General features: G+C 54.4%; 17 protein-coding genes. 9 read left to right on the top strand and 8 right to left on the bottom strand.

From position 1 onward, the window contains the following. The first annotated feature begins 309 nt into the window (after window positions 1-309). Complete coding sequence (locus ACYVJT_RS07820; protein ID WP_343956453.1) at window positions 310-3,492, top strand: P-loop NTPase family protein; 3,183 nt, start codon at window positions 310-312, stop codon at window positions 3,490-3,492. A 133-nt stretch (window positions 3,493-3,625) separates the two neighbouring features. Here the strand turns inward: ACYVJT_RS07820 and ACYVJT_RS07815 are convergent, their stop codons facing one another. The 4 genes from ACYVJT_RS07815 to ACYVJT_RS07800 are packed head-to-tail and all read right to left on the bottom strand — an operon-like array spanning window position 3,626 to window position 7,700. Then, window positions 3,626-4,486 (bottom strand): hypothetical protein, encoded by an 861-nt coding sequence (locus tag ACYVJT_RS07815; protein ID WP_343956454.1) that lies wholly within the window; start codon window positions 4,484-4,486, stop codon window positions 3,626-3,628. A 3-nt stretch (window positions 4,487-4,489) separates the two neighbouring features. After that, window positions 4,490-4,897 (bottom strand): hypothetical protein, encoded by a 408-nt coding sequence (locus ACYVJT_RS07810; protein WP_343956455.1) that lies wholly within the window; start codon window positions 4,895-4,897, stop codon window positions 4,490-4,492. Next, window positions 4,888-5,874, bottom strand: coding sequence for a hypothetical protein (locus tag ACYVJT_RS07805; protein ID WP_343956456.1), 987 nt, complete (start codon window positions 5,872-5,874; stop codon window positions 4,888-4,890). The genes ACYVJT_RS07810 and ACYVJT_RS07805 overlap by 10 nt, the downstream gene beginning before the upstream one ends. A 2-nt stretch (window positions 5,875-5,876) precedes the next feature. Further along, the gene (locus ACYVJT_RS07800; protein WP_343956457.1) at window positions 5,877-7,700 is read right to left on the bottom strand and encodes an AAA family ATPase; all 1,824 of its coding nucleotides are present in this window, start codon (window positions 7,698-7,700) and stop codon (window positions 5,877-5,879) included. 878 nt (window positions 7,701-8,578) lie between these two features. Between ACYVJT_RS07800 and ACYVJT_RS07795 the strand changes: the two genes are divergently transcribed. From ACYVJT_RS07795 to ACYVJT_RS07775, 5 genes are all read left to right on the top strand, one after another. Continuing rightward, window positions 8,579-9,100, top strand: a complete 522-nt coding sequence (locus ACYVJT_RS07795) for a hypothetical protein (RefSeq protein WP_343956458.1) — start codon at window positions 8,579-8,581, stop codon at window positions 9,098-9,100. A gap of 823 nt (window positions 9,101-9,923) precedes the next feature. Next, window positions 9,924-10,184, top strand: coding sequence for a hypothetical protein (locus ACYVJT_RS07790; RefSeq protein WP_343956459.1), 261 nt, complete (start codon window positions 9,924-9,926; stop codon window positions 10,182-10,184). A gap of 367 nt (window positions 10,185-10,551) precedes the next feature. Continuing rightward, the gene (locus ACYVJT_RS07785) at window positions 10,552-12,960 is read left to right on the top strand and encodes a type IV secretory system conjugative DNA transfer family protein (RefSeq protein ID WP_343956460.1); all 2,409 of its coding nucleotides are present in this window, start codon (window positions 10,552-10,554) and stop codon (window positions 12,958-12,960) included. Further along, window positions 12,957-14,765 carry a hypothetical protein gene (locus tag ACYVJT_RS07780; RefSeq protein ID WP_343956461.1) on the top strand — a complete coding sequence of 603 codons (1,809 nt, stop codon included), beginning with the start codon at window positions 12,957-12,959 and terminating at the stop codon, window positions 14,763-14,765. Before ACYVJT_RS07785 ends, ACYVJT_RS07780 begins: the two co-directional genes overlap by 4 nt. Next, window positions 14,752-15,021 (top strand): hypothetical protein, encoded by a 270-nt coding sequence (locus tag ACYVJT_RS07775; RefSeq protein ID WP_343956462.1) that lies wholly within the window; start codon window positions 14,752-14,754, stop codon window positions 15,019-15,021. The genes ACYVJT_RS07780 and ACYVJT_RS07775 overlap by 14 nt, the downstream gene beginning before the upstream one ends. Here ACYVJT_RS07775 and ACYVJT_RS07770 read toward each other — a convergent pair. Both ACYVJT_RS07770 and ACYVJT_RS07765 read right to left on the bottom strand, forming a co-directional pair. Further along, window positions 15,018-18,467, bottom strand: coding sequence for a helicase C-terminal domain-containing protein (locus ACYVJT_RS07770; RefSeq protein ID WP_343956463.1), 3,450 nt, complete (start codon window positions 18,465-18,467; stop codon window positions 15,018-15,020). The genes ACYVJT_RS07775 and ACYVJT_RS07770 overlap by 4 nt on opposite strands. A 23-nt stretch (window positions 18,468-18,490) precedes the next feature. Beyond that, a complete protein-coding gene (locus ACYVJT_RS07765) occupies window positions 18,491-18,724 on the bottom strand; it encodes a hypothetical protein (RefSeq protein ID WP_343956464.1) in 234 nt (77 codons plus the stop codon). A 73-nt stretch (window positions 18,725-18,797) separates the two neighbouring features. Here ACYVJT_RS07765 and ACYVJT_RS07760 point away from each other — a divergent pair, with 73 nt between their 5' ends. Both ACYVJT_RS07760 and ACYVJT_RS07755 read left to right on the top strand, forming a co-directional pair. Continuing rightward, window positions 18,798-20,270 (top strand): DNA methyltransferase, encoded by a 1,473-nt coding sequence (locus tag ACYVJT_RS07760; protein ID WP_343956465.1) that lies wholly within the window; start codon window positions 18,798-18,800, stop codon window positions 20,268-20,270. A gap of 22 nt (window positions 20,271-20,292) precedes the next feature. Further along, window positions 20,293-20,682: a hypothetical protein gene (locus ACYVJT_RS07755; RefSeq protein ID WP_343956466.1), complete on the top strand. Its 390-nt coding sequence runs from the start codon at window positions 20,293-20,295 to the stop codon at window positions 20,680-20,682. Window positions 20,683-20,690: 8 nt separating this feature from the next. On the opposite strand, the gene ACYVJT_RS07750 is transcribed toward ACYVJT_RS07755, so the two are convergent. After that, window positions 20,691-21,335, bottom strand: coding sequence for a nucleoside/nucleotide kinase family protein (locus tag ACYVJT_RS07750; RefSeq protein WP_343956467.1), 645 nt, complete (start codon window positions 21,333-21,335; stop codon window positions 20,691-20,693). A 68-nt stretch (window positions 21,336-21,403) separates the two neighbouring features. Between ACYVJT_RS07750 and ACYVJT_RS07745 the strand changes: the two genes are divergently transcribed. After that, the gene (locus tag ACYVJT_RS07745) at window positions 21,404-21,826 is read left to right on the top strand and encodes a hypothetical protein (RefSeq protein WP_343956468.1); all 423 of its coding nucleotides are present in this window, start codon (window positions 21,404-21,406) and stop codon (window positions 21,824-21,826) included. Here the strand turns inward: ACYVJT_RS07745 and ACYVJT_RS07740 are convergent. Beyond that, on the bottom strand, window positions 21,823-22,911 hold the full coding sequence (locus ACYVJT_RS07740; protein ID WP_343956469.1) for a DNA cytosine methyltransferase: 1,089 nt from the start codon (window positions 22,909-22,911) through the stop codon (window positions 21,823-21,825). The genes ACYVJT_RS07745 and ACYVJT_RS07740 overlap by 4 nt on opposite strands. Between the last annotated feature and the right edge of the window lie 565 nt (window positions 22,912-23,476).

Genomic DNA, 23,476 nt, shown 5'->3' with positions numbered 1-23,476 from the left:
AAAAACTCCGAAATTCGTCAAAAAGTGCTGTGACGGTTATCACACGTGTTTGGTCTCGTATGTCCTAATTATTTGTAAATTTGCAGAATTGACTTGACAGCATGTGCTACGCTTACTGAGGAAATATAAACTTCTCAGACATCCAAAGTAAGCGTAGCAACCCAATAATTAGGACATACGCTTTCGGAATGCTCAAAACACCGATTTCTTACTTCTGGCACGTCGCACGATGCATCAGCTTTTCGGTTTTATCGACAAAAATGCGATTTTCCCTGTTTTTCACGCTCCGGCGCCGGACACTGTCAGGGTATGGAACAGTCAAAAAATAACGCGAAAAGCAGCTCACCAACCCCCGACAAGACATCTTCACGGCGTCCAACATCGAAAAATGCGCCATCGGAAGGCTCGAATCCAGCCAAAAATACCCCCTCTAAAGCTCCACTGTGGACGGTAAACGACTACGGGTCAGACATGACAGGTGCCGCTGCGGAGAAATTATTCGACTCGGCAGTTGCTCCAATCGTTGCTGCATCCCGAGGATATTGGCGAGCAGAAACCGATGAAGAATACCACGAGTGGGCCACCTATGTTGGTCTAAAAAAGACCCACAAAATGTACCGCTCAGTTCAAGGTGGTGTGGTCGGAACCGATGACGATGGACGGCCTCTGGATGGGCTGATTATGCCCTGGTACTCGGTCAAATATACCGACCTGCTACGCGATGGAAAAGACACCTCAGACTTTGAACCAGAGTGGCAACTGCGCCCCGCTGAACCGGTCGAGGTGCGGCCCGGCAAACCGATGAAATATATCTTTGCCAAAGGTGCCTCTATGCACCTTGATATCCACCCTGCAACCCCCACCCAGTGGTTGAAAAAAGCCCCGGTCATTCTGTTTGCCGAAGGCCTGCTCAAAGGTGACTCAGCGATGACTGCGCATCTGATCGCCCACGGTGCAGACACAGGCCTGCTGACCAATACCTCTGACGATGCCCTTGACCGCCTCATGGACTTCATGGAAGACCTACCGGTGGACTCCCAGGTGCTCATCCTGCGATCACCATCAGCCACCACGTTCCACTCTGACCCGGTATCTTTGGGTCAGCTCAATCTTGCAGGCCGAGTCGCGTGGATGGGCTTTGATGCCGATATTGAAACCAACCCTATGGTGTGGGATCAAGCGCGCAAGTTCCACAATCACCTTATTAACAATCAGAAGGTGCGTGAGGTCAAGCTGCTCTCCCCCACCGCTGACGATGGCGGCAAAGATGGCATTGATGACTTCTTGTCTCACCGTGGAACCTGGGATGCTCTGATCGACCCTGACGCCGGCCACCTGCGACGCAAACTGCCTGAGCGTCCACGGATTTCAGATCATAACCAGAAGCCTGGTAGCTGGCGGATCACCAAAGACTTCGCCGACACCGAGGAACTGAAAGTCCTGACCGATGAGTACGGGATGCAAGCAGGCTTTGAATGGGTGCCAGCTGACATTTCTCTAGGTGGACAGGTTGTCTACATTGAAGATCGCCGTGAACCAACCGGCCAAGAACTGATGACCGGCCAAGCGTTAGACCCAATCGAAGCAGGGTCAGCCGATGCTTATGTTGGCATTGAAGTGTCGTACCGGGTCGATGACCACGAGCCGATCACGCACCTCGTTGAAGGGCCAATCACCATTCTTCGCAAACTCCCTGCGGAATGGGATCAGTTTGATGCCCACATCCCTCACGGCCTGTCTATGCACCCCCACTGGCCGCCACGTGGTCAAAAGGGTGAGAAGTGGCTGGAAGCTGTGAAGCGCGCATCGAGCAACACCGAGACCTACATCGAGTGGACCAAGATGGGGTGGGTTCCAGTAGAAGGAGATATGCCAGCATTTATCGTTGGTGACACGGTCACAGCCTGGTCCCATGAGTCTGCTTCATCTGTGCGACCAGGCATCACCACAGATGACCTGCACAACCTTTCAAACTTTGGCATCGGGGGTCGCCCTGATCACCAGGTCATCCACCCAGCAGACGACTTGGAAGGTTGGCGTGCCCAGGCAGTCGAAGACTTCAACGAGGTTAGGAAACTCTATTTGGATAATGAGCCGTGGACTGACCTTGGTGTTGCTGGAATTGTCCTGCTGTCTGCGTTACGCCCTGTGGTTCCCGTCTTTGAGCCAGTGGCCAATCCCAGGTCCACTTTATTCATTCACGGTCCTGCCGGTGGCGGTAAATCGATGACTGCAAAGCACATCATGGCGTTCTGGGCTGCTAATGGATCAGATTTCACCTCGGCACTTCCAGGCTCGGCAGAAGACACCAGAGCCGCTATGGAGCACGCTGTGTCCATCACTCCGATCTGGACCATTGACGACCTGGCACCAAGCCCTTCACGCCGTGCAGCAGAGGCTCAGGAAACTGCGATCACCGACATCATCCGCTCCACGTTCAACGCTTCGCCAAAGATGCGTATGACTCGTGAGATGGGGGTTCGCAAAGCATCCAAGCCGGCAGCTCAGTTGATTATCACTGCCGAAAATGAACTCTCCGTTCCGTCGGCAGCACAGCGGTCGATCACTCTGCGGATCGGTCGTGGGTCGCTTAGTCCATCGCCAGCTGTCACCAACGCTATCTTCAACGCTGCGGCAACGGGATTGCAAGCTCGGGTCACCCAGCACGCCGTCCTAGGTTTATATGACAGCCTGGGTCCGATGGGGTGGCAGAGGATCACCAAGCTCTTCACAGGATATTACGCCGAAGAGCAAGAGCTGATTCAGCAAATGCTGATTACGCGCAGCCTGCCAAAGTCCAAGGTGCAGCGACTGTCCGAGGTGATCTCAGATATCACCATTGTCATCCCATACCTGGAGACTTTGGAGCAGGGTCTTGGTTTTGGGGTCGAATGGGGACAGTACCTGTTTGAAGATAGGGCCGGTCGTTGGGGTAATGAAAAACTGCTGCGAGAAGCCATCGTGGATTACATGGTCTCCAACTACCAAGAGCAACAAGACACCACACCGGGCAAGTCGATCATCACCGCGATCCGACTAGCGCTAGATATGAACCAAGCGCACATCGAGTCTGCCGAGGACCCCTCACGCCCTCCATATGTCACTGACAATGACACTGCGGTGAGTGGACTAACAGACGGCCACATCAACTCCCAACTGGGGTGGCTCATCGATGCTGAGGGCAACGCACGTCCCCAGGGTCCAACGATTGGCCGACTCGTTCGATCATCAAAGTATGGCGATGTTGTATTGCTGGACGCCCTGGCGGCGTTCACCGTGGCCTCACGTCACCATGACTCCATCATCCTGCCCGGTATGAAGCAGGGCGCTGCGATGAGTAGCATCTGGGAGGAGGGCCTAGCACCAGAAGCGCTACATGGTCTTCGCGGCGATGCAGGAAACTCTCGGAACTCAGTTCGCATTCGGACTGATTCAAACGCACGCTTCTCCGGTGTTCCTATCGATGTCAGAACACTGCTGGAGCTGGAATAATAAAACCTACCTGCTCACAACTTTTGACCGTTCCATATCTCCTGTTGTGAGCCGATAAAAAACACAAGGCCGGTGCAACATACCATCCTGTTGCACCGGCCTTGTGGCGTCCTGTGGGGGTTTTGAGATCAGTTCAAACTGACTCGATACCGTAATGCTCCCGAAGCACCACAATGGACAGCTGTCGTATCGCTTCAACCGCCTCACGAGCCTCGGCTAGGTTGCGGTAGTTCCCGGCCAGCTTGATCGCCTTGTAGATGCCGTGTTCCGTGCGCGCTCCAGCCTGGGACTCATCTAGCCAAACCCCAGCTGCAATGCCCAGTTGCTGATCCTTTTGCCCAGCGTAGTCCACCACAGTGTTGCGGAACTCCTGGGACTCCAATGGCATTAGCACAAAGTCTGGCTCGTCATGATCTTCGACATACGAATGTTCATGGTCCATCGGCGGCGGAGTGTTCTCATGGAAGCCAAAGTGCGTTGCATCAATGGTCCTACCTTGGCGCCGTGCGTCTTTGCGGACCGATGCTCGGGCATTCCACTCAGCGACCACTTCTGCACGTGTAGGCATCCGATGAAGGTCCTGAGCCATCTCCGATTCCAGATTGTCGAGTTCTCGGGCGTTGCGGTACATAGATCGCACACCGCGAACCCCCTTGGTCTCATCGCGTTCAAACTCATCTCGGACATTATTTCGTATCTGAAGCCTCAGCACAGCACGGAACGATACGACCTTGGCGGCCTTGTCCGGGTTGTCACAGTAATACTCCAACAACTGCCAGGCAGCCATTCGGGTAATTTGTACGATGTCGTCTTCTTTATGGCGTGCCAGTCCACGTCCAAATGCGGTTTGTGCTCCCGCGGCCACCTGCTTGACCCATGGGTCAAATACATCAAGCCACTGCTCGATGGCTTGCCGTTGCACCGTTGTATCCAATGCACAAATGTCGATAGCGGCTTGCTGAGGGTCAGTGTGATCAAACAGTTCGGTCATCATTTTTCAGTTGTATGCCTTTCCATACGTGAACGGGAAGCCGTCGTGAAAAGCGACTTTTCGTGTGTCATGCACGGCGTCGAGTAAGGCTTCAAAACGTCGGCCAGATGCCCACTGGGAAACGACCCAACCAACGGTAATCCGCTTGGGAGTCTGGCGAATGTTTGGGTACAAGGTTTTGAACGCATCGTTGACGATGGACCGGGCTTTGTCGTATCCGATATGAGGGTCACACGAGATGATTTGCACCAGCGACTGGTTTCTCAATTGAGGGTCTTCGGCGGCAGCTCGAAGATAGTCTGTCCAAGGTGTGATGCCCTCCATGATATCCATCCGAAGAGCGGTGCGCTTACGTTCAGCTTCGGCTTTTCCAGCCATCAGATGGGCGTTGGAGCCAGGTTGAGCTAGTGCCATATCTGACCGCCTTGCGACATGCGGATATTCTCAAGTTCAGCGCCGTCCATGACCTCCGCTGCGCTGGGAACTGGGTTCAGCGCGGTGACTACAGATGATCGGTGGTGTCGCACATCAGTCATACCGTGGTCCAGCATCAGCTGCGGTAGAGCGTCTGGGTCTTTGCACTTCAGTTGCAATGCAGCGTTACGAATCTTTGTTCCGCGTCCATCGGAAAGATCGCCGATGGCATCATAGATGAGACGCTGTGCTGCCTGATGAACTTTTGTCACCATGTGTCGCTGCGGGTCAACATTGTCGAAGACCTCTTGATCGTGTATTTGTGACTCCAAAGTTCGCATCAAAGATTGGGCAGGATTGTGAATGGTTGAAGAGGCTAGGTGCTCTATGTCCTGTGACGACACCCAGCGGTCAGACCATTTGCCGATGGTTGCATATATCTCTGATCGCATGTTGTGGTGTGCTAACTCCAGTGCTGCGATGAGCTGACGTTCCATGTCTAGCAAGATGTCCCACAGAGCTTCGTGGCCTGTTTCCAGAGCACGGTGGCGCTGAGTCTTGGTGGAGATGATCGTCGGCGGATCAACAAGGAGCTTACCGTGTGCCATAACCTGTGTCCCTGGAGAGCCAACGCTTTGTGGAGAAATTTGCCAAGACAGGTTTTTCACGAACCCTCCCGGTCCAACGGCCTGCGCCTGCACCTGATGTGGCCCATCCCCCAGGAGCACTTGTTGCTCGTGCAGATATTGGAGTCGTACCGGCATCAAATAGCGCTCTTGGCCATCGGCGAGTTCGGATGAGTGTTCGGGTTGAGACTTTTTCCCGACCACATCTCCAAGATCAGCCCAACCAAACATTGGCGAGATGGTTATCGGAACGGTGTCAAGGTCTTTGACGAGGCGTTGTGCACGCACGGCAGACAGTTGACGGCAGTAGAAGGCCAGGTGTGGGTTAGCCGCCCATTGTGAAATCGTCATCGTTACCCACGTCCAAACAGTCGTGAGAACAGGCCGGGTTTCTTTGCCGCGACTTCTTTCTCATCGGGCGCTAAGGTGTCGGTGTCGAATTGTTGGTCAAACTTTTCATAGCCGGTTGCCCGGAAGAGTGCACGGTAGACCACTTGGTCAATTTGCCGGTTGTTGAGATCGGGTTCCCCAGCGATCATCCGCGACCACACCTGCTGGTCGTTATTGATGATGCCCACGTAGACGCCAATGCGTCCGTGAATCATTTTTTGCAACTTCTCGTCAATACGACGGGTCGCTGCTCGAAGCGGCGTGACGTTGTTCATCGCCACTAAAATACGGCGCCGGTCAATATTCTGCTGGACCATGACCGAGATACGGTCCACTAAATCTTCAAGGGCGGAAGTGGAATCATCGGCCAGACCTAAGAAGAACGCTCCATTGTCTCGAACCTCCGGGATGATGACGCTACCGGTGAGTTTGAATTCGTCAGTGGTCTTCATGATCTGACTATCAAAGATCACCATGTCGAAGCGTTCGCGAACATCGGCGATGACCTGAATGTAGTGCTGGGCTGTGACGCTGTTTACATCAAGATCATCGGAGCCTGGGGCTAAAACTACCGAGAGTTTGTCAGGTACCGGGGTGGCGTTGTCTGGGCGGAGTTCATCAATGACATCAGAGGTGATGACAACTTCTTCTAGTGATGCGTCGCCCAAAGCAAAGTCGGAGATGGTTGGCACCTTGTAGCCGCGGGTATCCATCTTCAAGAATTTCGGGACGTTGGCCTGTCCGAGGTCACCATCGATCAGTACCGTGCGGTAGCCGTGAGCTGCGGAGGTGATGGCAAGCTGTCGGGCAAACGTTGTCTTGCCGATGCCACCTTTGGCGCCAGAGACAAAGATCATTGGTGCTTGACGAGTTCTGACACGAGCCTTGCGGATACCACGTTGACCATATTCAACGGGTCGCCTTTGCACCGGCTGTTGTGGCGGCGCGGCATATTGCTGTTGTGGCTGATGCGGTTGAACAGGTGGAGGTGTCGAAGCCTGGGTGCGACGGTTTGGTCGGCGAGGTGGCTGCGGTGCAGGCGATGGCACAACGGGTGAGGGTGTTTCAAGGTTCAGGCCGTTTGCATAGACATCATCTTCCTGGGGTTCAGGACGATAGTCCACTGGTTGGTCTGGCATCGGGGGTTGAGCATAAGGGTCGTGTTCTGGCTGTGCTGCAACAGGATCAGTCGGCTCGGTCTGCTCACGCTGTTGAGCTAATCGTTGACGGTGAGCTGCGGTGGCATCCCAGACATCATCAACTGGCTCTTGTGCACTGGTGTCCCTTAGTGCTGAGTATTCCTGTTGAGGTGAGCCTTGGGCTGATTGGTCACCAAAGGCAGGCAGGTCTGGTAATGCTGGAGTCGGTGCCTGATCTTGTTCGACCTTAGTCTCTTGATCATCTTCTGGCCATGAGACTTCTGCCCACTGTTGGTCCACAGGTGTAAGGGCTGCTTCTTCTGCAAGTTGGGACAAGGTGAAAGGCATGGGTACAGCCACGATGTTGTCGTGGACAATGTGTTGGGCATGATCTTCTTGGGTTAGCACCGAGACATCGGGACCACCATCCATCGAGGCGACAGCGGTAATCCATTTGTCTAGCCCCTGGGTGTTGGAGTCGGCGACCACAATAGGAAACGACCCTGACGAGAACGCACCCTGGATAGCTGCGACTGCATCGGCCACCGTTTCACCGGTGACCACTTCATATCCGGCATCGGTCAACACTGGCACTAGGTCTGGGACTTCTATGATCCCAACGCGACGATCTTCAATGTTTTGGCTCATACTATGTATTACCCACCGCGACGATGAAACGTCTTCCCGGACTAGTGCGCGTCGCTCTGCGGTGCATCGTGATGATCGGATCGCCCTACCGAGCAACAGTTCTTGTGGTTGTCGATCAGTATTTAACTTCAAAAAATGCAAGGTGGTTGATCTGACAGCGCTCATCGATGCACTGGTATGATCACCAGTTTCCGCGACAACCTTGCAACACTTCACTAGGTAAGCGTCTATCACCACGAGTTTTGCCAAGACATCATCCGCCCAATCGCTTGTCTCACCATGAGGTTGCCCAACTGTATTGACTCCATGCATGAGATTTCTTTGACGCTGATGCCATGTGAACCACCGGTTATGCATATCGTTGACCAATGTTTCCCGGTGCCGTGCTTGCATCGATCACCTTGGGATGACCGTTGGCCAGGTGGCCAAATCGCTAAACTCATCACGGTGTCGTGCACCCTTTCAAGTTGCTGCCCCGTTACTGACAAATATCTTCCACTCGGTCAAAACTTCAACACATGTGACCTGTTGCGAATCTGCGGAGGGGTATGGTTATGATGCAACGCAGAATGTAGCGCGGTGGTGACATTCCCCATGCGACGATACTTCGCGGATTGTGCCCAAAGACTGTTCATCTGAAGTAAAAATCATGGTTTGATAGTTTCAGTCAGTCACTGACGAATTTTATGGAGCATTGGAGAACACAGCCCATGGGGAACCCTGACCACACAACGGTCACACTGCATCAATATTTTCACAGTCTTGTAGAGCCACTTTTGTCGCCACAAGTTTCCCTACAGCGACACCAAAGCATCATCGACCTCCTGTCCAACGCATCCACTGCAACGGTTTCGTTACGTCGGATGAGCGGTCTAATCATGACGTTGATTGCATCACTTGACCCGGACGATCCACACCGCAACCTTGACCTTGCCGACCCAACCGACTTCACATCTGAACTGACGATCAGCGTGTCGGGTAATCGCCGACCGTTTGATACCACGACCATGGTTGGCGATGTGCACAATCTGGACGCCAACGATCCAGCTGAGCGCTTAGAGTTCGAGGCGATAGCCGATGTCAGTGTCGAGTCGCTGTCCACCTATCTCTTTCTTTGCACCATCTCCCCGGTACAAGCACAACAGTGGATCGCCGATGACGAGCAACCGGCATCAGCTGATGAAGCAACGTTTGTCACCCAAGCATTACGGTATGCGCTGCACCGTCGCCGAGTATTTGTTGGCAACGATGACCCAGGTACGTTGATCGCGATGTACGAGTGGCAGTCAGCAGATGTCAGCGCGTCCGGCATGACCGAGGCGGTAGCCAATGGGTACGAGATCGCAGAAGAGATCAGCGTCGGCGACAACGTGTACCGCGCCAGGCGCATCAGCGACTGAACACCTCCACCAGCCATGCTGGTGACGGTCCGGCGATAGCCGCACACTTTCCGTGCAGACGGTGACGGGGCCATAGTTAAGATGCTCGCCGCTCCCTGGCGGGATCGGCTCGCCATCATCTGCTCAGATAGATAGTTGGTTGTGACGTGCTTCTACTCAACCGAACTGTCACCCATCCCCGATGATGTTGACTCCCCCATTACCTGTACGACATTGGACCCCGCGCTACGCGCGGTGTCGCTGGCTTGCCTTAGGAGAGGTGAGTTCTTTGCATGTGGCTTCTGCTTGTAGGGCGCTATGCGCCCGGTACCTGTACTTCCACTGTCTTTGGCAGTTTCAGCTTTCCATCCGTTATCCCATCGCACTACGTGCAATGTTCCCTACGTCGAAACATCTTGTCCGCGTCAGTAGTCCGTCGGCTTTATAAGCACTATGTGCTTGTCCGTCGTCGGGTCAGCATGGCGTTCATTTGTGCGTGCTGTTGCATTGTCCTGTCTCAGCTCTTGTCTGGTGTGGTGTGATGAGTTTTGCTGTTCAACTGTGTGCCCGACTCGTGGTGCGTTGCGTTGTCTTCATCGAGCTCTACCTTATGCTCAACATGATGGTGGACACGGTGCGCTACGCGCAATGACCACTGACTTACTGGACGTCAGTACAGTTGAACATTGCATGAACACTATTTTGCACTACGTGCAACTCTGTTGCCCACCACACTGGGAATTGATCGCCCTGCACCCCACCCAGTCGCCAGCACGATCACCATCACGCCCACCGAATTGTTCACCAGTACAACCGACACTTATGTCACCCGGACACTGTCAGTATGCACCAAAGATTGATCCCGCACACCGTGACGGTGGACCGAGAAGATGAACGCTACGCAGCAACCCGAGCCATCACCCTGGCACCACAGGTGCACCCAGTCTCAGCAGCAGATCATTGCAACACTTCACGCCAACCGATCCGAACATCGTGCCGTAGGCGCGAACAGTCCAACCACGCACCCAACCTGCCAACAAGCCTAGCCCCACCACGTAGTGGACGAACCGATGCACCGCACAGGGGCACACCAAACCGGACATGACGCCACCACCAGATGACACGATGAAACGCAACGACACACAAGAAGGCACACGCACCGCGTAGCGGGGCCGGTGACAAAATAGGTCGTTGCACATCGTCGTCAGATGGGCGGCATGGAAGGTGCAGGTGTGAACCGCGGATCAACGGTGAGTCAGCACACCCGAGCGTGTCTGAAATATGAGATGACGGGACCACGAAGTGACAAGGCGCGTCTCATAGTGTGGACATCCGAGGGTTGCTTGTAGGGTTGGGCGGAGGATTCGTAGAATACACCGGGTAACTGGAAGGAATTTTCGCATTTTTGACCCGCGTGGATTCGGGACTTCCCGTAAAAACGGTCATTTTTGACCCCCGGACACTCTCTGGGCATGAATCAAGCTGCCTTTTACACCTTTCAGCGCGCGACCGGGGTGCGTCCAAACCCCCAGGAATTTGCCACCAGAGCTAATGCTGCGATCAATGGTGCAGCCAGTTCTGGCCCGACTTCGTTGATAATGCACCGAACAGCTGGGGCTTATACGACCTACTTTGCGGTCAGCGACTCTGCGGCCAAATCGAAGAAGGGTTTGGAACTCGCTCAGGCCTATGGTGCCCGAGCAAAAGAAGTCGATGAGCTGCCAGAAGATGTCATCAATGCACCGCACATTGTGAAGCTAGTCTTCCGTTCTGCCGAGCATGGGATTGACACTCAGTATGGTGCTGATCCTGCTGAGATGGCGCGCGGTTTATCCCAGGCAATGCCGGATGATTCGTGGGTTGGGTTCTCAGTTCGTCGGGTCAAACGCTTTGAAGCAAAGCGCAACCGAAAATATGTTGACCACCGGATGGGAGCAAATCTCAGACACCTGTCCAAAACGAAGGCAGCGGTGGTGTTCAGTGTCTATGTTGGTGCTCAGTCGCGTTCTGAAGCGATCAGTTTGGCGCGTGATGTGCCCGAGATGATGACCGGCTTTGATGTTGCAACACGAGCAGTCTCTGTCACGCATATCAACAAGAGGGCAGCAGGGTATTTCGGCACAGGTGTGGCCGCCGGCGCATTGACTATGGTGGCCAATGCAACCTTCGGCAATCTCCCAGAACCACTGCTTCGCATCGGGTGGATTATCACCGGTGCACTGCTCCTTGTCGGCGCGCTGGGGCTGATCTTTGGTGCACCGAAACGCAAAATGTACAGTCACTTGCGGCGCGGGTTTTTACCAGAACCCAAGAGGTCACCGTCCGTAGTTCGCAGTCCACGCAAAGAGCGGACCAAGTGGGTTCGGGACTCTGACGGTGACCAGCGAGAAAAGGTGTATAAGGAATTCTCCGGTGACTATCCGCTGAGAAAAGACGCCTTCTTATTTGAACCAACGGTCTTTGCTCCAGCCGGTAACCCGCACGGCTCAACGCTGGCCGGGGCGATCACCGCATCGGATCGTGAAGTCACGCCGGAACTAGCCCAGGCAAACGGTCCGATCATCGGCAAGACAGTTCACGGTGCGCCAGTACCGATTCCTGCATCGTCACTGCGGTTTTCTACCATGATTTTTGGCGAGCCAGGCTCCGGAAAGTCCGTCACCTTGCAAGGCTTGTGGAGCTGGCTGTGTAAAGAACGAGTCAATCCTTCCGGCCTTCGACACTACCCAGGTGCCGACTCCACGTTGATTGCTTTCGAGACCAAGGGCGGTGGCGTTGAGGGGTATCTTTCACATTCGGCTTTGCATAATGACAAGGCAATACTGGTCGATGCTCTGGACTATCGGACTCCGGCTATTGACCCGTTTGATTATGGTGATCTGCCGATGCGCGAACAGTCCGAACGTATGGTGTCTGCACTTCAGTACGCTTTCGAGGATGGTGCCATCATGGGTCGGTCTGCCGAGTCGTTGCGCGCCGTCTACCCTGCTGCACTTGCTGCCGAGCATTACCAGATCGCATACGAAGATTGGATGGGCGATGAAGAAACTCACCGGATGTTTGCCAGCGAACACATCACCGTCCACGACTACGCTCACGGTCTGTTGATGGGTAAGACTCCTGAAGCCTTCGATGCAATCATGGCAACGTTGTCCACCCTTGCCGACCGGTATAAGCGTGACGGCGATCTGGAAGCCTACGATGAGATCATTGAAGCAGTCGATGACATGTCACCGTTGATGCAGATGACACCATCAGCTCGCCGGTCATTCACTGAAGCACCTCGAAACAAAATTGATGTGCTGCGTCGGATGAACTACTACATGCGACCTGACCGACCAACCACCAATTTTGAAACGGTGCTGCGCAAGCACCACGCTGTAGTGATCAACGTCGGATCATCCGGTGATGACCGAGTCATCGACGATGAACAATCCAAACTGTTGTCGGGACTTCTGGTGTATAACTTGCGCTCAGCAATCCAACGGGTATGCATGAATTGGGAAGACCAGGGACGCTCCGTATCGGTGCTGTGCGATGAGTTCTCGATGCTGGCTGGCTCCAATGATGATGTGATGATGTGGATGCGAGACCAGGGCCGCGCCTACGGTCTACGGATGCACTTTGCGACACAGTTCCCAGCCCAGCTATCACATAATATGCGCGAGAATGTTTTCGGATATCACACAGTTGCCACCTACACCATGGGGTCCAATACTCCATCCGAGGTGGTGGCAAAAGAACTCTCCGATGATGTGACGGGTGAAGAAATCCGCAACCTCGCAAAGTACCACCTGCTGATGGTGACCAACGTTGAAGATGAAATCCAGCCGCCGGTCACCGTGGAAGTGCACAACTTCAATGAGGATGTGATGCTGTGAGTCAGTCATCAACCGGATTTCACCTACCCGATCTCGATACTGTCACCGAAGATGAGACAACCGATCTCCCCGATTTCGACCCGGACACCGGCGAGATATTGGATGATGCAGGCGTTGAGTTACCAGATTTTGGTGCACCAGAAACCCAGGACCACCAACCGGCTCTGCCCGACTTTCCATCCCCAGCTCCAACAGCGCTACCCAGCTTTAACGATACAGCTGATCCAACGCATACAAGGGACACCAGTGACGCCTCAGCGGGTGCCCCGACCATCGAACAGCTAGGCTTCCGCAATGCCGATGACTCCTCTGTGCCGACCACCGGTTATCAGGCTCGATTCGACCCACGAGTCGCAGACCTTCCCGACACTCGACCCCAACTTGGCGAGCAGGCGTTGAAGAACCACGGCGCGCACACCCATCGTGCTGATCCGTTTTATGACCGACTGTGGCAATTCGGTTCACAGGCGGCTTGGGCATCGTATGAGGGTGTCGTCAAACACCAGAAGGACGGTACGACGTTGATGCTGCCATCCGGTGTGATGAAACGGGATAAGGCTATCGAGATGGTTAAATATGGTGACTACCGTTCACAGCGGATCGCTATTTTGTCAGCCCTAGATTCCTGGGGCACGGTGACTGCTGAGCAAATGGTGGCTTTGACCGGTTACCGCAACGTATTGCATCCCGATCACGATGTGACCATGTCACTGTTCTCGTCATCTTTGGTAGATATTGGCAGACTGCAAAACTCTATGTTGGCCGTCAAAGATGATCCCCGCTCCACAGTCTTTCGACAGCGCGCACCACGCGGACGGATACGTTCAATTGCCAAACGTGCATGGACTTCAGCCGAGTATTTGCAGGTCGATGCCGGGGTGAACTTTGCACCGTCGTTGGGCTTCATGGACCGCCACAACATCATGGCGACCGAATTCTCCCTACGATGCGCCGAGTCACACCCTGATGTCAACATGATCTTGGGTGAGAAGTGGTCTTCTGGTGATTCGCTGCTACCGCATACCCGTCGAAAGATTGGTTTTCACCGCACCTCGGAACAGCACCCGGTCCGCGGTGATTCCACTATCGTGATGCGTAACGGGCTGCGTGTTGTCATCGAGATGACTTCTGGCCACTCCGCCAGCATTTACAAAAAGCTCAACCGTTGGGCACAGTTTTTGACCCGTCATTCACTAGCCGAGTCAGGTGTGGTTGTGCTGTTTGTGATGGCATCATCCAAATACTCTGATGGTCGAGATTATGAGACATCGGTATCGACGTTTCGGTCGTGGATGAAGTATGTTCTGCGTAAATTCCCGTCACGTGGACAGGACTCTGCTGCCGCTCGGATGGGCCTTGCACGATGGACCGATATGTTTCCGGCGAAGCACGAACTGAGCGAAGACTTTTACTCTCTATCCGCCGAATACCACGACGTAGGCTGGGACAAGAAGCCCATTGATGCTTTCGACTTCCAGTTCAACGACCCCGATGTCGCATCGGCTCCGATTGCGATGGCACCGGTCCTGGCTGCAACACCGCACTGGTGGCGCCGGGGTGATCAGACCCCGATGATCGGCCTACCTTCAGTGCGAGCAAATGAAGCACCGTTGACCGATGAAGATGAGCACCTAACCACCACCGGAGCAGTTGATGAGGTCAATCCCCCGTCACGTCTTCGAGCCGTTGGAGCGCGACGCAAGTTCAACTCCGCCGACGATGTGACCGGCCCCGAGGTGGTCGATGAGACCGATGATCAGGCAGCACACGATGGAAGAACGAAAGAAGAAGATGACGAACAATAACCAGCCCGAGTCAGACAACTCCCTCGAAGATATGTTGGCGCGCTACAGTGTGGCACCCAACGACCCGCCCGAGACGACACCCGAGGCCGCCAATGACGATCAGCCATTGCCGAGACGGGAAAGAAAAAGCCGGCAGAACATTGAACAGCACGACGATATGGAAGATCAGAGTTTCTGGTCGCGTGCTAGACAGTATGTCCTGCCGGCGGTCTTAGTGCTCGGTGTGTTGCTGAGCTTGTTCACCAACCTGTTTTAGGCCATTTGGGCTACCTGTTCGGCGTTGACTTCGGCTCGTTCTTCTAACCAGTCCAAAGCGTCATCGAGGTGGTCCATGTCGTGGCCGTAGACATCTACAGCTTCGAGGTACATCTTCCGGGTGGCGGCGTTGTAGCTGATCGGTGAGCCAGGACGTAGGCGCGGGTCCAGTACGGCCACCATCCCGCGATCATTTGCCGAGTTACCGGCAATAAACGTCCTGCCATTTCGACGAGCAACAACACTACCAAGCTCAGTGTTGACACACCACGTTTTTCCAATGCCGTGCTCGGCAATATCTTTTCGAGTGGTATTAACAGATCCGCGAGCTGCAAAGCGCACCTCCCACTGGGTTTCACTGCGATTCACGATATTGCTGCGGTAACCAACCAGAGCGCATATCTCTTGAAATCGGTCGGCGTTAAGTTTTGTACCAGTGTAGAAGGTTCCAGATTTACCTTCCCTGAACCAACTGTACGTTCCGTCTCCCAACATGAGTCCGCGAAATAGCGCGAGGAGATTTGGTCTAGACGCGGTGTTGATAATCCACCGGGGGATAACTTTCTCTGCATCAAGCCAATTCCAAACATCTCGGTATGCAGAATATTGAACGGATCGGTGCGACTTCACTTCAGATTTTCTACGGCGCTGCCCAAGGACCAGGAGGTCTCGGATTCGAGATGAGTCATGTCCGTTTATTACCCACGTAATGATGTCGCCATTTCGGGTGTATTCCTTGCCCCCACGAATCGACATCTTTGTACCGTTCTTCTCCTGAACGTATCGGTTGAACTTGATATCCATCCGACCCAGGAGTTCGTCAATTTCGTCAACCACTGCCTGTTTTGCGGTGCTTTGAGACAGTGCGATGCTGTTCTTATACTTTGAGATATATCCATCACTTATGACCAGTCCAAGGAGTGTGAACCAGTCTCTTGGAAGTTTCGACTGACCTCTTGAAACTCGACCAGCTAGCGGGAGCTGGAATCTGTGTGGAAGGCTGTCGAATCTTGTTTTCATATAGTCAGGTGATTTGCTGACGTAGTATTCTTTACTGCCGTCAGCGCGAGTATTTATCGGTCGGATTTCCTGAGGTTGGACGAACATGGTGTGGTCGGGAGTTGCCACGATGTCAGCTACCCTATTTTTGAAACGAAGCAATGGCTCTGGCTCATCGTTGACCTTGATCGCTTTGACTTGGTGCTGTTCGATTGACGGCGCACCATTAGAGGTGGCAGTCCTGGTTCCCCGAGCTTTCAGCATCTGTGGAGGAATGCCGTAAACTGTGTCACCAACCTTAATTTCGTTATATGACTTCCATCCATCTGTTGTAAGTATCTCTGTTTCAAGGTCGAAGCATCGAATAAGTCGGCCAGCAGCCTGTTCTAGCAGTACAGCAGCATCTTGAACATAAATCCGGGTGTCTGCTGCCCACCTGTTCACACCAGCTTCGATCAGTGCAGCGCACCGGGCTTTGTCCACCGGGTTCATCGGTGCACGAGCTGGGCGATCAATGACAACCAGCGTATTGGTGACACCGGATGCATCAACACCAGTCATCAGCGACCTGGTGCCCACAATGACCGATGACACGTCGTTCTTCCAGTCCTCGATAGCCTGGGCGCGTCCGCGGCGGTCCCACTGTGTGTAGACGTTGAACGGCAGGTGTGGATCATCTTCGATAGCTTGTGCATAAGCTTTGGCCGCTGTTGAGGTGGCGCAAATGACCATGGCAGCGCCACGGTTTGCAAAGATCAGTTCCAACATATGTTCTTTGGCCCAGTCGTGGTGCAGCTTGGTGTCCATACGCAGTTTGCCCCACCGATCATTGGCGATCACATCGAGGTCTTCATCTTCTGGGTAGGGAATGTAGATCGCTGACTGATCATAGGCTTCGGCAAATGGTGTTTCCACATCGACGACATCACAGCGCAGCCCGGCTTCATACGGGAAGTCATCGGATAGGGTGGCCGAGACGGCAACGACCGTGGACCGCACCCGCTCGGGGTTGGCATCCACATCGGTGATGTCCTGGTCATCTTCCAATGATTGCAGTGCTTCTTCAAGTTGTTGCTGTGCCTTATCTGAGTCTTCGATACGGTGGGCCATGGGGTCGCGGGTCCACAAGCGGTGGAACAGGTTTGATGAAACATCAATCGGTGATGCTGCAAAACTTGCCACGACACCGCCAGATGGCATGGACTGTCGGATCGCCCAGCGAGCCGTGTCACGAATCGTGGTGGAGACCAGATCAATGTCGTCAATTAAGGATTCAATCGAGGACACATGACGCATCCGAATGTCCTGTGACAGCATTCCGTCGTCTTTGACCGCTTCTTTCAGTGATGCCAAGCGAACACCCAGGGCATCCAGTTCAGCGAACTCTTCATCTTCTTCGATCCAGACTTCTTCATCGGTCTTGGCGTCGCCAAGGTAGGTGTTGATCGCCTGGGTAACAAAGGGCAACAGTTCTTTGACCTGGGCACCGGCAGTCTTGACCATGGGCGAGGGCTGGGCGTCGGGATCATCAGAGTCAATGATGCGGTTGAGTGCTCGGGTGATGCGGGGCTCGGAGATTTCCACAGCCCCATTGGATCGCACGACCGAGGGCAGGGCGTGGGCTTCGTCAATGATGATGTGATCGAACGCGCCAAGAGTTTTGGAGTCCACGAGCACCGGAATGTTTTTGGTGGCTTGAATGGCGACCAACGTGTGGTTGGTAACGACAATGTCTGCTGCGGCTGCGGCCATTCGTGCCTGGTGACCTGCACAGGCGTTGTATGGGTCTTCGTCGTTGGAGCATTGGCCTGATGGCACGGAGACCAAGGACCATTCACGATCCATTGGTACAGGGCATTCGTCACGTTGACCGTTGATGGCATCTGTTGAGTGCATCAGCGCCCAGGTGAGCAGATCGACCAGGGTGCCGACCGTAGACTGGATGCCTGAGATTTTCATCGGGGCGGCTTTGCCTAGCGCGTCTTTGACCTTGGTCAGACGGGTGAACAGGTCTTCGTTCGATGATTGGCCGGCCTGTCGGAGGACACGCTGAGCAGTTTCGGTAGCAGCTTCACCACACACGTAGTTGCTGAATCCTTTGAGTACTGCCACCTGGGGTTCACTACCGTAGATCGCTTCGGTCGCCTTCGCGACAGCCGGAGCGTCTTTGGTGATGATCTGGCGCTGCAAGGCCAGGCCCTCGGTAGTGATCAGCGTACGCTGACGGTGCTCCACTGCTGCGCGGAAGGCGGGGGTAAGGTAGGTAATCGATTTACCAGTGCCAGTTGGTGCCTGCGCTGCCAGGTGCTTTCCTTCAGCTGCAAAAGCTCTTTCGATCCAGCGGGATAGGGTTGCTTGCGGTGCACGCGGCTTGGCATCGGGTAGGCCGGTGGTCTCGATGACCGCCTGGGTTAATAAGTCTTGTTGAGTTACATTCTGATCTTCCATACCAATACCGTGTCCGGCATAGGTCAGCGCTGCGTGGTGCCGCCAGAGCACCCCGCACCACGAGCACAGTAGTTGATACCCAGCGGGTTATCCTGGGACGGTGGCTCATCATCGGCGTATGGCGAGACGCTGTTGACCTCCAGATTGTCCGCGAGGTTGTCATCGCACTCTGGGCACCAATCGCACACGTATATCTGCTGGTCAAGCTGGTCTTCAGGAATCTGGGATAGGGTTTCAAGGAGTTCTCGGATCGTCATAGCTCAACCGTGTCCGGCAGCATGAAAACCGCATGAACATCATGTTCGAAAAGTGCCCGGACACTACCTGTGCATGACACCATCAACTACACTTGCAAACCGTCCGTCCATCGCACCGTTGAACACACCGCTGCCCGGCTATCAGTCCATTGAAACATTCGGCTCAGGAGCTGGCCACCACCGCGCCATCTGCGATGACAACCTCAACGTCCTCACCGAGCTACACAAGACCGGTGAGGTCTTTGACTTCATCTTCATCGACCCGCCGTATAACACCGGGCGCAGCCGAGACGCTTACCAGAACCGTTTTGACAGTCAACAGTGGCAAGCTGACCTGTTAGAGCGTCTACGGGCGTCCCAGCGCGTTCTAAGCCTTTCTGGAGCGATGGCGTTGACCATTGATTCCCGTTCACTGTCAGATGCGCTGGCTGTCGTGGAGCAGTTCATCACCAGGCGCTCTGGCTGGTGGTATCAGCTGATCACGATGACGACCAACCCCTCGGGTTCTGCCATGAAAGGGTTTCGCCGATCTCACGAATTCATCATCTGCATCCACCCGGCCTCCGGTGGACCACAGCCAACGAAACTGGGCGACCATTGGGGGCACACCTCCGACAAGAAGGTGGCTGGCACAGTGCAGTGGAACCGTTTACTGAAATCTGGCATCGGCCACACCGCACAGTCTTCCCCTGGTTGCTTCTATCCGATCTACATTGACCGCGCCACTGGAACAGTAGTGGGAATTGGTGAACCGGTGTCCCCTGATCACTATAAGAAGTTCAATGACCCCGACAAGAATATTGCCACCTGCTGGCCGATCCGAAAAGACGGGACACTAGGACGGTGGCGTGTAGCAGCAGGTACTGCCCGACAGCTCTTAGAGCGCGGCTTTGTCACCACCGGTCGGCTGGTGCGCGGCGATGAGCACAAGACGGCGATCAAGTACCTGACCTCTGGCATTGTGGACAAGATCGACCGCGGCGAATTCCAGGTCACTGATTACGATGAGATGACCGGCGCTGCCACCGTGGAGACTGACCAGGACCCTTCGGTGTTGCCAACTACGGTATGGACCGTCCCTTCCCACAATTACTCGGTGTATGGCTCCTGGTTGCTGCGGAAGCTGGTGCCACAGTGTGCGTTCTCGCATCCTGAGTCGATCTATGCGATGGAAGACCTTCTGCGTTTCTATGCTGCCAACCCCGATACCAGGATTCTTGATCTCTATGCCGGCTCGGGCACGATTGCCCATGCGACCATGCTGTTGAACTCGACCGATGGCGGTTCGCGCGACACAACGTCCATCACGCTCAACGAGGTAGCAAAGCAAGGTCATGTGCCAGGTAATAAATCCGGGGTCTTCCATGGTGTGCTGGTACCTCGTCTGACCGCTGCATCATCTGGCACCACTAAGGCGAAGAAGCCCGTAACGGGTGACTATGAGTTTCCGCTACGGGGCGCGATGGCTGATGGGTTGGCCGGGTCGGTTGAGGTGCTGGTGCCGGACGATTCAGCATCAGATCATGTCAGCCGTCGGCATCACTAAAAGATCGGTTAAACTCATGGCCATGAAGCGCAAGCACATTATCCTGACCGCTCTCACCGCGGCAGCCTTCACGCTCACCAGCTGTGGCGAGCCATCGGCCACTCAGCAGACCTGTGACCAGATTGCAGACCTCTATGAGTCTGTGGGCAATCAGTGGCTACCCGAGATCACAACTGGCATCAAAGACCGTGGCGCGGAACAGCACGCCGAACGGGTCGCTGAACAATGGTCGGACATTGCTCAGAGCTCCGGGGACAAACAAATTTCACAGCTGATGGACGAACTTCAGCCAGCATTCGACACGTACCGTGACTATGCTGACCAGCCGATGGGTGATCACCCGAAAGATGATGCACAATTCCAGCAAAAGTGGTCTGAGACTAGTGCTGCTATTGGTGAGCAGTGTTTATAGACCAAGCTTCAGAAGGTCATCTCGATAGGGTCGATGGTCTGGTCTGCCGATGACCGACGACGAAGCACATCGTTGATATTTGGCTCATCTACTGTTTGGAACCACTGCTGAGCATCTTCAAGTGTTTTACCACCTTGAATCTGCCGGTCAATCAGCCGATCCTTCACCGTTTGAACATCGGCGTCTAAAAACCATGTGTGGTCACACTGTGCTGCCACGCCAGTCCATGCTCCACTGTGGAGCAGGTAGTTGCCTTCTGTGATAATGACCTGAGTCTCCGGCGTGATTCGAATAGAACTAGAGATCGATTCATCAACTTCTCGTGAAAAGTCCGGGGCATACACCTCGTCGTCACGATCTTGCCTAAGACGTTGCAGAAGATGCTTATAGCCGTGCACATCAAAGGTCTCTGGAGCGCCTTTACGCTCAGATAGCCCTTGAATGCTCAGCTGCCGATTTGATAGATGAAACCCGTCCATCGGCACGTGCACAGCGAAGTCGAGTCTGATCATTTTGTTAAGTTCATGGGCAAAAAGTGCGGCAAAGGTCGTCTTCCCCGCTGCTGTAACGCCGGCGATGCCAACGATGGTCCGGTTTGGCTGTGGGGTGTGGTTCTGAAGGAAATCTATGGCGATATCTTGCAGCTGTCTCATACCCACCTAGTGTCCGGCACAGTTCACGTGCATCACTGGTGTCCCCAGAATAGGCTAATGTCAGCAGCATGAAAACAAAACGCCTTGTCACAACAACTTTCATCTCACTGCTCGGCATCACAGGCCTTACCGGTTGCGGAGGATCAGATACCGCTGCGGAAACCTGTCAAAAGATCGAATCGATCCAAGACGAGCACGGTGACAACATCTTCCCCAGAGTGAGCGGTGCCAGCATTCGAGGTGGCGAGGCCGCTGAAGAACTCGATGCCGTCTATTCGGATTGGCAAGAGGTTGGCAATGCCGCATCGGATGAGAAGCTTTCCTCAGCGATGTCCGACATGGAATTGGTCTTTGACGATTACCAAGAGTACATCTCAGCCTATCTTGACGAGGACGCCGATGAAGCCAACTCTCCTGACGACAAGAAAGACAACCGTGAGATTGCCCAGTCATCTGGTGCGATCATCGACGGGGTCTGCGGCGAGGTCTAGACCGCAACACCGCACAGCGCGCCGTCCACAGCCATACTAATCGTCTGGGACAGTGGCGGCGGTACACAGTTGCCTATCTGCCGATACTGGGATGCCACAGGGCCGTGTAGCGCCATGATTGGTGGAAAACCGGTCAACGCTGCGGCTTCCTCCACGCTGATCCTACGGACTGTTGCAGGTACGTCGGCTGCGGTGGCAGGCTCTCCACCGGATTTGAGGTGATCAAAGTAGTCACCATGCCAGGAGGTGTCACATTCACCGTCCAGAAAAGCCTGGTCAACGAAGGGTCCGCGTCCACCATCCATGTTGGCGGTCAACGTGCGCGACGGGCGGTCCATATCCAGCGGTCGTCCTGGCCCGTTGACGAAGATTCCCTGATAAGGGTTCCGAGCACGACCGATTACTGGGCGCTTCGATGGAATCACTCGGCAGCCATAGTGCGTGTCATTACCAGGTGTGCCAAACCGTGGCAGCGTGGCAAAGACTTCGGCCACCGTCATGTGCTGACCATCAGACGCTGGCATCTCAATAGCTTCGCCGTCCAATGTGCCGATGATAATCGCCCGTTTCCGGTGCTGCGGTGTGCCATAATCTGCTGCATCAACAATGTGAGTTGCCACGGTATATCCTGCTGTTTCTGCACGAGCAATGAACGTCTCGTAGACCTCTGAGAACCGCGCACCGGTGGCAAGTGTCGAGACATTTTCCATCACGAAGGCGCGGGGTTTTACCGCTGCCACAACATCCATGAAGACATGCACGTGGGCAGAACGAGGGTCATTTGGGTCTTGTGCACCAGCTCGGGAGAATCCTTGGCAGGGTGGACCACCGGCAATGACATCAACCTGTGGAAAGCCCAGGGTGCCGTTTTCCACATCTGCTTGCAGTTCTAGAACATCGCTGTAATGCTGCGGTGCTTCGTCCTGGAAGTGGGTCAGCCAGTTGTGGTGCGTAGCGGCAGCGTGCTTATCCGCTTCGGCAGTAGCCAAGGTCCTGTAGCCATGTTGGGCAAAGCCATAATCAAGCCCTCCTAGGCCGGAGTACAGGGAGATCATCGTCTTGGGGGATTCAGTATGCGGGGTCATACTTTATCCGTGTCCGGCGATGTACCTCCGATAATCATCGGGGTTATTCGCGTATTTGGTCGGTTCACGTTTGCGAAACTCAGGAACAGAAAAATACAAAGCTCATCATGGCTGGTCTTAGGCTCTCATGAAGTGAAAACGTGCCTGATGCTACGACTCGCGGGAAGAATTTTGGAGCAAATAAGCTATAGAAACGGATTCTTTAACGAAAAAGCCCCACCATGCCGTTTTCAGGCACAGTGGGGTGAGCCGTGAGGCTTATCCCTGTGTAGCTCTTTGCTATTCGATGCCGACAAGTACCTTTTGATATGGCACTTCCGGTAGTATGGGAGGCCGCCTTTGCCCCTTGATTATCCCTGGGCGCTCTGGGCCATTAGTATGCTCACGTCGGCGTTGCGTGGACTTACGGAGTATTCCGCGTCCTTGACTGTCCATCTCAGGATCATTCCAACGTGCGAGATTCTTTAGCCCTGATCCACCGATGAGTGATCGGTTGAGGCGTTGAATCCATGATCGGGCGGGACGGGATTTTCGGGGAGGTTGGTGTCTCCCGGCCTTGTTCCGG

It is taken from the genome of Yaniella soli (assembly GCF_054782375.1).
Note: the sequence above shows the minus strand (reverse complement) of the source record. Positions and strands in the feature narration are given on the sequence as shown.